This window comes from Kaistia granuli DSM 23481 (genome assembly GCF_000380505.1).
Lineage (GTDB): Bacteria > Pseudomonadota > Alphaproteobacteria > Rhizobiales > Kaistiaceae > Kaistia > Kaistia granuli.
In genome coordinates this window covers 138,381-153,186 of sequence record NZ_AQYH01000004.1, presented here as the reverse complement: position 1 = coordinate 153,186, position 14,806 = coordinate 138,381, and the positions used below count along the sequence as shown (strand labels likewise).

The 14,806-nt window shown below is 65.5% G+C and carries 13 protein-coding genes; 6 read left to right on the top strand and 7 right to left on the bottom strand.

Annotated features, from left to right (window positions below):
- Window positions 1-14: 14 nt before the first annotated feature.
- Entirely contained in the window at window positions 15-944 is a 930-nt protein-coding gene (locus tag G342_RS0104655) for a carbohydrate ABC transporter permease (RefSeq protein WP_026304124.1), read from the top strand.
- An 84-nt stretch (window positions 945-1,028) separates the two neighbouring features.
- On the opposite strand, the gene G342_RS0104650 is transcribed toward G342_RS0104655, so the two are convergent.
- From G342_RS0104650 to G342_RS0104635, 4 genes are all read right to left on the bottom strand, one after another.
- A complete protein-coding gene (locus tag G342_RS0104650) occupies window positions 1,029-2,072 on the bottom strand; it encodes a Gfo/Idh/MocA family protein (RefSeq protein ID WP_040878233.1) in 1,044 nt (347 codons plus the stop codon).
- Window positions 2,073-2,079: 7 nt separating this feature from the next.
- Window positions 2,080-2,913, bottom strand: coding sequence for a carbohydrate ABC transporter permease (locus G342_RS0104645; protein ID WP_018181940.1), 834 nt, complete (start codon window positions 2,911-2,913; stop codon window positions 2,080-2,082).
- On the bottom strand, window positions 2,913-3,827 hold the full coding sequence (locus G342_RS0104640) for a carbohydrate ABC transporter permease (RefSeq protein ID WP_018181939.1): 915 nt from the start codon (window positions 3,825-3,827) through the stop codon (window positions 2,913-2,915). The genes G342_RS0104645 and G342_RS0104640 overlap by 1 nt, the downstream gene beginning before the upstream one ends.
- Window positions 3,828-3,926: 99 nt before the next feature.
- A complete protein-coding gene (locus tag G342_RS0104635; protein WP_018181938.1) occupies window positions 3,927-5,372 on the bottom strand; it encodes an extracellular solute-binding protein in 1,446 nt (481 codons plus the stop codon).
- A gap of 326 nt (window positions 5,373-5,698) precedes the next feature.
- Between G342_RS0104635 and G342_RS0104630 the strand changes: the two genes are divergently transcribed.
- The 5 genes from G342_RS0104630 to ligD all read left to right on the top strand — a co-directional run bounded on the left by G342_RS0104630 (window position 5,699) and on the right by ligD (window position 13,243).
- Entirely contained in the window at window positions 5,699-6,919 is a 1,221-nt protein-coding gene (locus G342_RS0104630) for an ROK family protein (RefSeq protein WP_018181937.1), read from the top strand.
- Window positions 6,920-6,943: 24 nt separating this feature from the next.
- Window positions 6,944-7,264, top strand: a complete 321-nt coding sequence (locus G342_RS0104625; RefSeq protein WP_018181936.1) for a N,N-dimethylformamidase alpha subunit family protein — start codon at window positions 6,944-6,946, stop codon at window positions 7,262-7,264.
- A gap of 69 nt (window positions 7,265-7,333) precedes the next feature.
- Window positions 7,334-9,595, top strand: coding sequence for a N,N-dimethylformamidase beta subunit family domain-containing protein (locus G342_RS0104620; RefSeq protein WP_018181935.1), 2,262 nt, complete (start codon window positions 7,334-7,336; stop codon window positions 9,593-9,595).
- A gap of 140 nt (window positions 9,596-9,735) precedes the next feature.
- Window positions 9,736-10,617 carry a non-homologous end joining protein Ku gene (ku, locus tag G342_RS0104615; RefSeq protein WP_018181934.1) on the top strand — a complete coding sequence of 294 codons (882 nt, stop codon included), beginning with the start codon at window positions 9,736-9,738 and terminating at the stop codon, window positions 10,615-10,617.
- Between the two features lie 40 nt (window positions 10,618-10,657).
- Window positions 10,658-13,243 (top strand): DNA ligase D, encoded by a 2,586-nt coding sequence (gene ligD, locus G342_RS0104610; RefSeq protein ID WP_018181933.1) that lies wholly within the window; start codon window positions 10,658-10,660, stop codon window positions 13,241-13,243.
- A 1-nt stretch (window position 13,244) separates the two neighbouring features.
- On the opposite strand, the gene ku (G342_RS0104605) is transcribed toward ligD, so the two are convergent.
- The 3 genes from ku (G342_RS0104605) to G342_RS0104595 form a co-directional block, all read right to left on the bottom strand.
- Window positions 13,245-14,066 (bottom strand): non-homologous end joining protein Ku, encoded by an 822-nt coding sequence (ku, locus tag G342_RS0104605; RefSeq protein WP_018181932.1) that lies wholly within the window; start codon window positions 14,064-14,066, stop codon window positions 13,245-13,247.
- Window positions 14,067-14,076: 10 nt separating this feature from the next.
- Window positions 14,077-14,232 carry a hypothetical protein gene (locus tag G342_RS0104600; RefSeq protein ID WP_156830805.1) on the bottom strand — a complete coding sequence of 52 codons (156 nt, stop codon included), beginning with the start codon at window positions 14,230-14,232 and terminating at the stop codon, window positions 14,077-14,079.
- 71 nt (window positions 14,233-14,303) lie between these two features.
- Entirely contained in the window at window positions 14,304-14,618 is a 315-nt protein-coding gene (locus tag G342_RS0104595) for a hypothetical protein (RefSeq protein ID WP_018181930.1), read from the bottom strand.
- Window positions 14,619-14,806: the final 188 nt, after the last annotated feature.

The following is a 14,806-nucleotide window of genomic DNA, read 5'->3' as shown; positions in this document are numbered from 1 at the left end:
AAGCACAATCCGGCATGGCCACCCGCAGCAAGCCCTATACCTATCGCGAGCCGCAGAGCGAGTTCGCCAGCAACACCAAGCGTATCGCCGCCAAGGTCGCGATCTACGGCCTGTTGCTGCTGTGGACCTTCATCGCGCTGTTCCCGATCTACTGGACGATCACGACCTCGTTCAAGGTCGCGGTCGATGTCACCCAGGGCCACCTGATCCCCTGGGTCGACTACACGCCGGACTGGCGTGGCTGGCGCTCGATCGGCCTGTCGCCGGACACGATCTTCAACACTTCGACGGTGCGCGAAGAGTTCATGAAGCGCTTCCTGAACTCGGCCATCATGGCGATCGGCGCATCGCTGCTGGCCGTCGTGCTCGGCTCGCTCGCCGCCTACGGCCTCGTTCGCTTCGACTACAAGTTCGCGATCTGGCGCAACCGCGACATCTCGTTCTTCTTCCTGTCGCAGCTGATCCTGCCGCCGGTCGTGCTCGCCATGCCGTTCCTCGTTCTCTACAAGGAGCTGGCGCTGCTCGACACGCGGATCGGCCTGATCGTCGTCTACACGCTGATGGTGCTGCCGATCGTGATCTGGATCATGCGGGACCAGTTCCGCGGCATCCCGGTCGAGCTCGAACAGGCGGCCCTCGTCGACGGCTGCTCGACCTGGGGCGCGTTCCTGCGGATCGTGCTGCCGATCTCGCTGCCCGGCATGGTCGCCGCCTTCATCCTGTCGGTCGTGCTCTGCTGGAACGAGTATTTCTTCGCAGCGCTTTTGACCTCGACCAACGCCAACACGCTGCCCGTGATGGTCGCGAGCCAGACCGGCTCGCAGGGCATCAACTGGTGGTCGATGGCGGCGCTGTCGACGGCGGCGATCGCGCCGCTCGCCATCGTCGGCATCTTCCTCGAGCGCTACATCGTCAAGGGCCTGACCGCTGGCGCGGTGAAGTAGTCGCCAACACCCGAAACAAGAAGGGCGGTGGCGCGGATGAACCGCGCCGCCGCCCTTTTTTGTTGGCTCGGTAGTCGCGCCCGATCAGACGCCGTCGGCGAGCGTGACCGTCTGCCCCGTCGCAGCCGCCTTCTCGATCGCCGCGAGCACGCGGGTCACCTGCAGGCCGTCGCGCGCATTGGCGATGACGGGTGCGTCGGTGGCGACGGCATCAATGAAGCGGGCGATCGCCTCCATGACGAAGCCACCGATGCGGCCACCGGCCGCCGGCGTAACGCCGAACAGATCCGCGCCGCGCAGGCCCGCGCCGGTAAACTTCCGGAACGGCCCGGCCTGGGTCGGCTCGACCTGGACCAGCCCCTTCTCGCCGACAATCTCGATGCGGAAATCGACGATATTCGGCATGTCGTTCGGCAGCACCCAGCTATTCTCCAGCGAGATGACGGCGCCGTTCTCGAATTCGAGCACCGCGACATGCACGTCGGCCGTGTCGACGCCCTGCGAAGCGAGGAAGCCGCGCCGCACCATCGCCTGCACACGCTTGACCTCGGAGCCCATGACGAAGCGCAGCGCATCGACCGAATGGCTGCCGAGGAACCAGAGCGCCGAGGACTTGCCGGCCCAGGAGAGCAGCTCGAACGGCACGAACAGCGTGTTGGAGAGGCGCGCCGCGCCATGCAGTGGCAGGCCGATATCGCCCGCCGCGATCGTGTCGCGCAGGGCGACAATGCCCGGGCTGACGCGATTGTGGAAATCGACCATGACCTTGCGGCCGCTACGATCGGCGGCGTCGGCGATCGCCTCGGCCTCGGCCAGGGTCGTCGCCAGCGGCTTCTCGCTCATCACGTGCTTGCCGGCCTTTATCGCCGCCAGCACGATGTCGCCATGAGCGAAATCGGGAGTGGCAACCGTCACCGCGTCGATGTCGGGATCGGCGATCAGCTCGCGATAGTCGGTATAGGCCTTGGCCGCGCCGAACTGCTTCTGCATCTCGGCGACACGCTCGGGGTTCAGATCGCAGACGGCGGCGAGTTCAGCGCCGGCGATCGAGCTCAGCGTCTTGCAATGGAACGAGCCCCAGAGGCCCGCCCCCACCACGCCGAAGCGAATTCTACGCGATGACGTCATTTCCGTATCATCCTTTCACGGAACCAAAAGTCAGGCCTCGGACGACATAGCGGTCGAGCACGAGGAAGATCAGCATGGGCGGGATCATGGCAGCGACGGCGGCCGAGGCGATGAAGCCCCAGGTGACGCCGGCAGTACCGAAATATTGCAGCGTGCCGACCGGCAGCGTCGTCGTACTACGATTGGCCAGCACCAGCGGGAAGGCCGCGTTGTTCCACGAGAACACGAAGGCGAACATCGAGGTGACGATAAGGCCCGGCATCACCATCGGCAGGATGAACTTGAGCAGGATCGTCGTCGTTCCGGCGCCATCGATGCGGGCCGCTTCCTCGATCTCGATCGGCACCTCGTCGATGAAGCTCCGCATCAGCCAGACCGAGAAAGGAATGGTCAGGGTCTGCGAGATCAGGATCATCGAGAAATAGGTCCCCTTCACGCCCGCCATGCTGGCGAGGACCGAATAGGGAATGAGGAAGGCGACGGGCGGCGCCATCAGCAGGCCGAGATACCAGAGCATGATGTGCTTGCGGCCGCGGATCTTGTAGCGCGACAGCGCATAGGCGGCGGGGAACGAGAACGGCAGGTTGAGCGCGACCGCGCCGATCGCGACGATCAGGCTGTTGCCGAGCTGCGGCGCGTTGTTGCCGGGATCAAAGAAGGTATAGCGGATCGACTCCCAGTTCGGCGTGAAGGAGAGAACCGGCGGCATGGCGAAATAGGTCTCCGCCGGCCGGATCGCGAGCAGGATGAACCAGACGATCGGGCCGATGAAGACCAGCAGCAACAGCACCATGGCTGCTATGCCAAGCCAGCGGCCGGTAGCGCTTTCCGAGCCTTCCATCAGTCCCAATCCTTGAACGCGAAAAAAACGAACAGACCGATGATGGCGTTGACGATGATCACCATCATCCAGGTCATGGCGCTGGAGAGGCCTATGTTGAAATCGACCAGCCCCGCTTGATAGAGGCTGTAGCCGAGGGTACGGCTGGCGGTTCCCGGCCCGCCCTTGGTCAGCACGACCACGAGGTCGAACGTGTTGAAGATCTGCATGAAGCGCAGCATCACGATGATCAGCGCCGTCTTGCGGATCAGCGGCAGCTTGACGTACAGCAGCTGTTTCCAGGGCGAGACGCCGTCGACCCGCGCCGCCTCGACGATCTCGCCGGGCACGGCGAGCAGCGCCGCGTAGAGCACGATCGCGAAGAACGGCGTCCACTGCCAGATATCGGCGAAAAGCACGGCCCAGAGTGCCGTCGACGGCGAGCCGAGCAGGCCGGCGGCGGGCAGCGGAATACCGGCCGATGTCAGCAGCCAGGGGATCAGCCCGCCATTCGGATCGTACATGTAGCGGAACAGGAAGCCGACGACGATCGGCGCGATCGTGGTCGGCATGATCAGCAGCACGCGGGTCAGCTTGATGCCGGGCAGTCGGCGCAGCAGCAGCAGCGCGATGGCAAGGCCGAGACAGAATTCGATCGCTGTGCCGACCAGCGTCATCTGCAGCGTGGTCCAGAGCGAGCCGAGGAACATGCCGTTCGAAAGCGCCATGCGATAGTTGTCGAGGCCGATGAAACCCATCGGCGCCGGGCCCATCTGCAGGTTCCAGAAGTAGAAGCTGTTCTTCAGCGCGAACAGCAGCGGGAAGGCGATCAGCGCCAGCAGGAGCAGGATCGACGGGCTGATCAGGAGCCACGGCGTATAGTCAGGCAGGCGCCGTCGCGCCCGCGAAGGCGCGGCGATGGAAACAGCGGACATGGACGCTCCAATCGAAAAGAGAGCGGACAGGGCTGGGAGGAAGGCCCCGCCCGCTCTTAGTCGAGCCCGGATCGCTTGGGAGGATCCCGGCTTCCTGGTTCAGGCCAAGGACTTCAGCAAAGCCTTGGTGGCATCCAGCGTGTCGTCATAGGAAGCCTGCTGGTACGGGATCAGGAAGTTGCCCTTGAGGATCGTCTCGAAGAAGGTCGAGGTCTCCGAGAGACAGGCTTCGGGGGTCAGCTGGCCGGTCAGGACCTTGTTGAGGTTGAGGCCGTAGATGCCCTCCAGCGTCGTGTAGACCGGGCATGGCGGGCGCACGATCTTGCCGTTGCCGCGCTCAAGATCGCCGAGCTGGGCGGTCAGATGCGGATAGATCTTCAGGAGTTCCGGATCGCTGTAGAGCGACTTGCGGGCGAAGTCGGAGAACTGGTGGCCATACTTGTCGTAGAGGCCCATCGCCTTCTGCGTCTTGGCCGAGGTCGCCCATTTGACGAACTGCCAGGCGGCGTCGCGATTGGCGGTGTTCGCCGTGATGCCGAGGCTGTGGCCGCCGAGCGAGACGACCTGTTCACCGGGCCCCTTGGGCAGGCGGGCCATGCCGAGCTTGTCGGCGACGACCGAGTCCTTGCCGCTCATATAGCCGTCCTTCTTGCAAAGGTAGGCATAGGGCGTCCACCAGTAGAACATGCCGACATCGCCCTTGGCGAAGCGCATGCCGGCGTCGAACCAGTTATAGCCGACCGACTCCGCCGGGGCGTTCTTGTAGAGCTCCGAGAAGATCTTGAGCGCCGCGAGGTTTTCCGGGCTGTTGATCGTCGGCTGGAAATCCCACGGCGTTCCTGCCGGGAAGTCCTTGAACCAGCGCGTGCCCATGCTGGCGGCGAGCTGGCTGTACATGTGCACGACCGGCGCCGGCTGCTGGCCGGCGAGCACGGTGCCGCTCATCTTGTGGCCGTCAAAATCCTGACCGTTCATCTTCTGGATGGCGGCGAGATACTGCTCCCACGACCAGCTGCCGTCCTCCGGCACGCTGATGCCGGCCTTCTCGACGAAATCCTTGCGGTAGAGAACCATCTGGCCATAAGCGGCCACCGGCAGCGTGCCGACCTGGCCGCGCCAGGTGTTCATCGAATAGAGGACTTCCGGGATATAGTCCTCGACGTTGACGTCGCTGTCCGCCTTGATCAGCTCGTTGAGCGGATGGATCCACTTGCTTTCGAGATACTGGCCGAGCCACATCTGATCGACCGAAATGACGTCGGCATCCGGCTCGTTGCTGATGAAGGATGAGGTGAGCCGGGCCTGCAGGGCCTCGAGCGAGATCGCCTCGATCGCCAGCTTGATGCCGGTCTCCTGCTGGAACTGATCCTTCAGGCCTTCGATCGCATAGTAGAACGGATCTCCGGCGAGCAGCACGCGCAAGGTCGTGTCAGCGGCCCGCGCCGGGCGGGGCGCCAGGCCGCCGCCGATCGCCGCCGTGCCGGCCAGGGCGACGCCGCTTTTCAGCAGGCCGCGACGGGAAAGATTGAAATCAAATCCAGACATGTCCCCACTCTCCTCTTGGAAGCATTGGCGCCGTCAGATCCACGCCTGACGATCGTTCTTCGTGACGAACACAGTTGCTCGACGTGACCAACAGCCTCGGTTCCCTTCGAAGGCTGTCATTCCGTTCGGATCGACTTGTTAGTATGAGGCTCGCACAAACATTTTAACTCGTCAACGACCCGATGTTCGGCTAGAAATTAATTCGGAAGCCGCACTGGAAGCGCGCGTGCCCGGCCGGTTTCAGATATCAGCGAGGATCCGCGCGAGCGGCCCGCAAGCATGACGAGGACGGATTGGAGCGCGAAACGTCGGCGCAACGCTGGTCGATGGACGAGGAGGACGCGGCGAGCGACCTCAAGACCGTCAGTCCCGGCCGTTCCCTGCTTTCCTCTGCCATGGTTGGCTCGGCCAATCGTGGCCGGGTGCTGCAGACCTTGTTCGACCTCGGCCCGACCAGCCGGGCCGAGCTCGCGCGCCTGGCCGGCGTCAACCGCACCACGATTTCCGGCATTGTGCAGCCGCTGCTCGACCAGCAGGTTCTGGTCGAGGGCAAGCCGATCCGGCCGAGTGAATCCGGTGGCAAGCCGGCCCGGCCGCTCTGGTTCTCGCCAGAAGCCCGCCCGATCTGCGGCATGCTGCTGATGCCGGACGCGGTGCATACCTGCCTGGTGACACTGGCCGGCACGATCTCGGCGGAGGAGAGCGAACCCTTTCCCGTCGAACGCCCTCGCATCGCCGATGTCGAGCGCGCCATCGAACTCTGCACGGCGCGCACGCTGGCGGCCGCCCGGCGCGAACCGCTCGGCATCGGCGTCGCCGTCGGCGGCATGGTCGATACCGACCGGCGCGCCGTCATCGCGGTCAACCTGGCACCAGTGTTGAACGGCTTCGAACTCGGCGACATGCTGACGAGACGGTTCGGCCTGCCCGCCCTGCTCGACCACCATCCGCGCGCCCTGCTCGTCGGCGACCGCTGGTTCGGCAAGGGGCGCGGCCTGCAGACCTTTGCCGCCGTCTATACCGGTGAAGTGCTCGGCGGCGCGCTCTATCTCGGCGGCCATCTCTATCGAGGCCAGAGCGGCGCCGGCGGCGAGCTCGGCCATACCTTCGTGCAGGTCGACGGCGACATCTGCTCCTGTGGCCGTCGCGGCTGCTGGGAGACGATCGCGACGCTTGGCTGGCTGCGCCGCCAGGCCCGCGAAATCGGCATCGACGCGCCGGACGATATCCATTCACGCCGCCTGGTCGAACTCGCGCGCGACGGCGCGCCGGGGGCGGAGGACCTGCTCGATCGCTATGCCCGCAACGTCGCGGTCGGCATCGCCAATCTGCAGCAGACCGTGGCGCCAAACTTCTATGTCCTGCACGGCGACGTCGTCGGTGGCGGGGAAATCATGGCCAAGGCGATTGCCCGGCACGTCCGCGCTCTCGTACCATCGCGAAGCGGGGGGGAGATCAGCTTCGCGATCGGCGAGACGGAAGACCGCGCGGCCCTGCTGGGCGCGGCGGGCCTTGTCTTGTCGGAGTTGCTTCAGTTTCCATTGTAGAGTGCCGCGCAGGGGGAGTGCTTCATGGTCTACAAGATCGATCCGGACAAAGATCGACACTACATCGAGGAGTTTCGCCAGAAGCCGATCGGGGCGCATAGCCCTGGTCTGCAGCGCCTCCTCAACACGATGCGCCACGATCCGTCGGGAAAGCAGGTGGTGCTGGTCTGCAAGCGTCCGTTCGAGGAATGGGTGCTCGGCATGATGCCGGTGGACCGCCGCGAACCGATCGCGATCGAGGACGGCCCGGTCTTCACCGACATCGAAGAAGCGGAATGGGAAGTGTTCCGCCGCCGCTGGCGCCTGTTGACGGGCGAAAGCATCAACCGGCCGCTGCGCGACTGACCGCAGTCCCGAACAGTCGATCGCCGGCCGCGGCGATCCCGTTTCACGCGCCAATCTGGATTTCATTCCATGCTCAAGATCGTCGGTTATCCGGACCGCTACAGCGTTGCTCCGGGCGAGGAGATCGCCTTCAAGATTTCGCTCGAAGAGGGCGACCGGTTCGAGGCCCGGCTGGTCCGGGTCGTCAATGGTGACTGCAATCCCGCCGGTCCCGGCCTCAAGTTTCCGCACATCCCGACCGGGATCGACGGCAGCCATGCCGGCAGGCCGCAGCGGATCGACGCCGGCTCCTACATGGTCTCCGAAGGCCTGCCGCCGGTGGCCGGCCGGACCTTCACCTTTCTCGGCTTCGTCTGGCCGACGCTGCCGAAGCGCGGCGAGCAGGTCATCGCCGCGCAATGGGATGCCGCGACCCAGGCAGGCTTCACGATCGGCATCGGCGATATGGGCCGGCTGTCGCTGACCGTCGGCGACGGCGCCGGTGGACTGGAAACCGTTCGCGTCGATCATCCGATGCTGGAGCGGCAATGGTACCAGCTGGCCGCCACCTTTGATCCGGCCAGCGGCGAGGTCACGCTCGACCAGCGCCCGCTTGTGCCCTTCGCGGTGATCCGCGACCACGGCCAGTTCCGTGGCCGCGTCCGGGTCGCGGCGCGCGCCGTGGACGTGCCCTTCTTCCTCGCCGGAAAGCCCGAGGCGGACGGCACGATGGGGCATCATTTCGACGGCAAGATCGACGGGCCGATCCTGCTTTCGGGCCTGCGTACCCACGCCGACCATGACGCCCTGCTGGCCGGCACCGCGCCGCGCGACGTCCGGAACGCGGTCCTCGCACATTGGGACTTCTCCCGCGAGATCGAGAGCGTGCAGGCCGTCGACATCGGCCCGCATCGCCGGCATGGCCGGCTGATGCAGATGCCGGCGCGCGGCATGAAGGGCCACAACTGGACCGGCGAGGAACACGCCTGGCCGAACAAGCCCGAACACTACGGCGCGGTGCATTTCCACCATGACGACATCTATGACGCCGGATGGGAGACCTCGGTCTCGCTGACGATCCCCGAGGATCTGAAGAGCGGCGCCTATGCGCTGCATGCCCGCGCCGGCGACAGCGACGAGACGGCGACACGCGAGACCTACATCCCGTTCTTCGTCCGCCCGCCGCGCGACAAGGCGAAGCGCGGCAAGCGCCCGCCCGTCCTCGTGCTGGCGCCGACCATGTCCTACCTCTCCTACTGCAACCACGCCGAACACATCACGGCGCGCGGCGCGGAGCGGCAGATGGGCCGGCTGCTTACCTTCGGCCACGCCGATCTCTACATGTACGACCACCCGGAACTGGGCGGCTCGCAATACGACACCCATGCCGACGGCTCGGGCGTCTGCTATTCGAGCCGGCTGCGGCCGAACCTCAACTTCTCGCCGCGTTACCATTCCTGGCTCGGCGGCCCCGGCTCGGCCCTCTACCAGTACAATGCCGACACGCATCTGTTCGACTGGCTCGACCACAAGGGCGTCGACTACGACCTGATCACCGACGAGGACCTGCACGAGGAAGGCTACGACCTCCTCGCCGACTACCGCGTCGTCATCACCGGCACCCATCCCGAATACCACTCGACGGCTATGTGGGACGGCATGAAGGCGTGGATCGATCGCGGCGGCCGGCTCATGTATATGGGCGGCAATGGCTGGTACTGGCGCATCGGCTTCCACAAGACCGAGCCCGGCGTCATCGAGGTGCGTCGCGCCGAGGACGGCATCCGCACCTGGGCGGCGGAGCCGGGCGAATACTACCAGTCGTTCAACGGCGAGTTCGGCGGTCTCTGGCGCCGCATCGGCCGCGCCCCCAACGTGATGGCCGGCGTCGGCTTCATCGCCCAGGGCTTCGACATCTCGACCTACTACCGCCGCGCGCCCGACGCCGACAATCCACGCGCGGCCTTCATCTTCAAGGACGTGCCGGACGAGATCATCGGTGATTTCGGCCTCGTCGGCGGTGGTGCGGCCGGCATCGAGCTCGACTGCATCACGCCCAATCTCGGCGGTCCGCCCAACATGCTGCGGCTCGCTTCCTCGGACGGCCACAGCGCCATGATGATGCTGGTCAACGAGGAGTTCGGCGTGGTGCCGCCCAATCTCGGCGGCGACCAGAACGAGCGCGTGCATGCCGATCTGGCCTTCGGCGAGACGCCTTCCGGCGGCGCGCTGTTCGCTACCTCGTCGATCGCCTGGTGCGGCTCGCTCTTGCACAACGACTATGACAACAACGTCTCGCGCATCACCTGGAACGTGCTCGAGCGCTTCCTCGACGAGACGCCGTTCGCCTAGGCGCTGCCGACTTCCGACGGATACGGGCCAGCGCAAGCCGGCTCGTATCCGTCGCCTGGGAACCAAAACCGCCCCTCCGTCATTGGACTCCGTTCTGACCGCCGGACGGCGGCCGGTGTCGCGTGGCGTAGGAGTTGCCGATGGCTCCCCGTGCAGTCTGGAAAGGCTATCTGAAAGTCGCCGAGATCATCTGTCCGGTCGCGCTCCATACGGCGGCCTCCACCTCCGAGCGCATCACTTTCCACACCCTCAACCGCAATACCGGCAACCGCATTCGCCGGCAGTTCGTCGACCAGGACACCGGCAAGCCGGTCGAAAGCGAAGACCAGGTCAAGGGCTATGAAGTGGCCGCCGGCGAGTATGTCCAGATTGATGCCGAGGAAATCGCTTCCGCGCAGCCGGAAAGCGACAAGACGCTCTCCGTCGAAACCTTTGTCCCCGCCGATGCGATCGACGACGTCTATTTCGATCGCCCCTACTACCTGACACCCGCCGACCGGCCGGCGCAGGAAGCCTTCGCGCTGATCCGCGACGGCATGCGCGCCAGCGGCGCCGTGGCGATTGCCCGTGCCGTGCTGTTCCGCCGGATGCGCAGCGTGCTGATCCGGGCCGAGGACAATGGCATGATCGCCACCACGCTCAGCTTCGATTACGCCGTGCGGCCGGCGCGCGAGGTGTTCGACGACATCCCCAAGCTCAAGATCGAAGGCGAGATGCTGGAGCTGGCCGAACACATCATCGCAACCAAGCGCGGCAGCTTCGATCCCGCCGGTTTCCACGACCGCTATGAGGCCGCGCTGGCCGAACTGGTCCGAGCCAAGCTCGATGGCAAGACCTTCACGCCACCGGCCCCGCAGAAAACCGCCAAGGTCGTTGACCTGATGGCGGCGCTGCGCGAAAGCGCCGGGATGGGCAAGGCCGAGGCAGCCCCGGCAGCGAAGAAGAGCGGCGCGGCGCGTGATAGATCGGCGACGGCCGCGAAGCCGGCCAAGTCCACCGCGCCACGACGCAAGGCGAGTTGACGGACATGGGGCGAGCTGACGGACATGAGGGCTAGCTGAGATGGCCGCGACGCTCGAAACCTATCGCAGCAAGCGCGATTTCAAGTCGACGCCCGAACCGGCCGGCCGCAAGCCCTCGAAAGCCAAGGCCAAGGCCGGCCACAGCTTCGTCATCCAGAAGCATGATGCGACCCGACTGCACTACGACTTCCGGCTCGAGATGGACGGCGTCCTGAAGAGCTGGGCGGTGACGCGTGGGCCGAGCCTCGATCCGGCCGAGAAGCGGCTCGCCGTGCATGTCGAGGACCATCCGCTCGAATATGGCGGCTTCGAAGGCACCATCCCGAAGGGCGAATATGGCGGCGGCACCGTGATCCTCTGGGATCGCGGCAGCTGGGAACCCGTCGGCGATCCGCACAAGGGTTATGCCAAGGGCCATCTGGAATTCGAACTGAAAGGCGAAAAGCTGCGCGGCCGCTGGCACCTTGTGAAAATGCAGGGCAAGCCGCGCGAGAAGCGCGAGAACTGGTTGCTCATCAAGGCGGAGGACGAGGAGGCGCGGCCCGCTGGTGCGCCGGACATCCTTGAGGAATCGCCCGATTCGGTGAAGACCGGACGCGCCATCGCCGATGTCGCCGGCGAAGAGCCGGGCTGGTCGTCGAAGACAGGCAAGATCGAGAAATCAGCGAAGAAGAAGCCCCGCGCCGAGAGGGACGAGGAAGCGGCAGAGCCTGCCCCTGCCCTGCCCGATCCGGCGACGATTGTCGGCGCGAAGAAGGCCGCGCTGCCGGCCTTCGTCGAGCCCGCCTTGGCCTCGCTGGCGGCGACCCCGCCATCGGGCGAGCGCTGGATCCACGAGATCAAATTCGACGGCTATCGCTTGCAGGCGCATCTGAGCGCGGGGCGGGTCAAGCTCTCGACCCGCACGGGTCTCGACTGGACCAAGAAATTCGGCAAGGAGATCGTCGCCGCGCTGCAGGCGCTGCCCGTCGGAACCGCGCTGATCGACGGGGAACTGGTGGTCGAGACGACGGGCGGGGTGTCCGATTTTTCCGCTCTGCAGGCGGATCTGAGCGAAGGCCGTTCCGATCGCTTCGTCTTCTACACCTTCGACCTCCTCCATCTCGACGGCTATGACCTTCGCGAGGTGCCGCTCTCCGAGCGCAAGCAAGCCCTCGCGCCACTGATCGCGCAGGGCGCATCACTCCTTCGCTTCAGCCAGCATTTCGAGGAAGACGGCGCGGAGGTCTTTCGCCATGCGAGCCGGCTAGGCCTCGAGGGCATCGTCTCCAAGGTTCTGGATTCGCCCTACCGTTCCGGCCGCGGCAAGAGCTGGCTCAAGGTGAAGAGTTCAAGTCGGCAGGAATTCGTCATCGGCGGCTATGTTCCCTCGACGACGTCGCGGCGCGCCATCGGCTCGCTGGTGCTGGGCGTGTACGAGAGGGGCGCGTTGCAGCCTGTCGGCCGCGTCGGCACCGGCTTCAGCGCGCGCCTGGCCGAGGATCTCTACCAGCGGCTGGAGCGCATGCGGGTCACGGCCAATCCGTTCGGACGGCCGCTGACGGCGGAAGAAGGCCGGCAGGTCCGCTTCGTGCGACCCGAACTGGTGGCCGAAGTCGAGTACCGGGCCTGGACAGCGGACGGCCATCTGCGCCACGCGGCGTTCCGTGGCCTGCGCGAGGACAAGGCGGCCGAAGAAATCATCCGGGAGGAGCCGAGCATGGTCGAGACGGGCAAGGCGAAGGCGGAGACCACCGCCGAGGTGCCGCATCACGGCATCAAGCTGACCCACCCCGACCGCATCTACTGGCCGGATAACGGCGTCACCAAGGAGGGCCTTGCCGACTATTATGCCGAAGTCTGGCCGCATATCGCACCCTTCGTCACCGATCGTCCGCTGTCCCTGCTGCGCTGCCCGAGCGGGATCGGCGGCGAACAGTTCTTCCAGAAGAACGCCTGGAAAGGCCTGAACGCGGCGATCCGGCTGGTCGACGATCCCTCGACGGCCGAAGTCGAGCAATTGATCAGCATCGCGGATCTCGACGGGCTGATTGCCCTGGTTCAATCGGCCGTGCTGGAGATCCATCCCTGGGGCTCGACGCTCGCCGAATGGGAACGACCGGACATGATCATCCTCGACCTCGACCCCGGCGAGGGCACGGGCTGGGAAGCGGTCATCGCCGCCGCCCAGGAGGTTCGCCAGCGTCTCGCCGATGCCGGGCTCGAGCCCTTCGTCAAAACGTCCGGCGGCAAAGGTTTGCATGTCGTCGCGCCGCTGAAGCCCAAGGCCGAGTGGCCGGCGATCAAGGCGTTCACCAAGGGGATCGCCGACGCCATGGCGGCCGACAGTCCCGACGCCTATGTCGCGACGATCGCCAAGGCGAAACGGCCGGGCAAGATCCTGATCGACTATCTGCGCAACCAGCGCGGCCAGACGGCCGTCGCCCCCTATTCGACCCGCGCGCGGCCGGGCGCCCCGGTCTCCGCCCCGCTCGCCTGGGACGAACTGACACCCGGAATCGGCCCCGCCTATTTCACCGTGCTCAACATGCCGACCCGGCTTGCCGCGCTCCGCGCCGATCCCTGGGCCGATTTTCGCAAGGCGGCGGCGCCGCTGCAGGATGGCAAGCCGTCGAAGAAAGCCTGATCTACTTGCCCTTGGAGGGGCCAGCCTTGCCGCCGGACTTGCCGTCCGCCGCCAGGCTCCGCTTCAACGCGTCGAGGATACTGACGACATTGCCCTCCGATTTCGGCTGAGCCTTGGCAGTTGCCGGCTTCCTGCCCTTCTTCTTCGCGGCGATGATTTCCAGCAGCTTGTCCTGCACGGGATCGCTGACGAGCGCCGGCGACCACGCCTTGGTCCGTTCCTGGATCAAGGTCTGCATCATCTGCATCAGCTTCGGATCCGGCTTCGACGCTTCGATGCCCTCGAAATAGGCGCCCTCCTCGCGGATCTCGTCGCCGAAATGCAGCGTCCAGAGCTCAATGCCGGCGTCGCGCGGCTTCAGCATCACCGCGCGTTCGCGCCGGTAGAGCACCAGCCGCGAAATGCCGACCGTGCCGGTCGCGGCCATGGCGTCGCGAATGACGGAAAACGCCTCCTCGCCGACCGGATCGTCGGGCACGAGATAATGCGGCTTGTCGTACCAGATCCAGTCGATGGCATCGCTCGGCACGAAGCTTTCGATGTCGATGGTGCGGGTACTTTCGAGGGCGACCGAGGCGATCTCGTCGTCCTCCAGCATCAGATACTCGTCCTCGCCGCGCTCGTAGCCCTTGACCTGATCGTCGTCCTCGACGGCCTCGCCCGTCTCCAGATCGACATACTGGCTGACGACGCGGTTTCCCGTGGCGCGGTTCAGCGTGTGGAATCGAAGTTTCTCGTTATCCGTCGTCGCCGGCACCATCGCCACCGGACAGGTGACCAGCGATAGCTTCAGATAGCCCTTCCAGAACGAGCGGGGCGCCATGGTCGCACCCTCACGTGACGAGGAAGTAGACAGCGAGGAAACCTAGCACGACGGCCGCGATACCCGCACCCAGCATATAGCGCAGCCGATGCGGCGCGATCGCTTGCCGCGCCCGCGTCGTCGTCGATTGTGGCTCCTGTGGGGAAAGCCCGACTCTCTGGTCCATCTTCAACTCCTTCGCTGGACGGTCGCAGGTGGGGGACGCGAACGGATTGGCGCTCTCGCCCGCCGGCGCCATCAGCCATGCGCATGCTCGACATTGCGCTTGCGTGTCGCGGCCGCCTTCCTGGCCGAGGCCGAACGTTCTGCCGCCGGTCGCGCCGCCGATGCCGCTCCGCCCTTCTCGCCACCCTTATGCGCGGCGGGATGGCCGGTATGGGCGCCTCGGCCCGAACCCGATTTCTTGCCGCCGCCATCATCCTTGTTGACGGTCGCCCAGGCACGCCGTTCGGCCTCCTTCTCGGAGACGCCGCGCGCCTCGTAGCTCTCGGCGATATGGTCGGCCTTGCGCTCCTGCTTGTCGGTGTATTTCGATTTGTCACCCCGAGGCATGTCGCACCTCCATGTCGTGGAACGGGGGATCAACGCATGCCGCGGGCGTGCGGTTCCACCCGGTCGGCGCCTCTGCGGTCGAGGTCGGTGAATACCGCCATCCCAACTTTTGCAAATTCGAGTTGACATATGTAACAGCGACGCAATAGTGACGTGCCGAAGCCCGAGGACAGCATCGCCACCGCCGG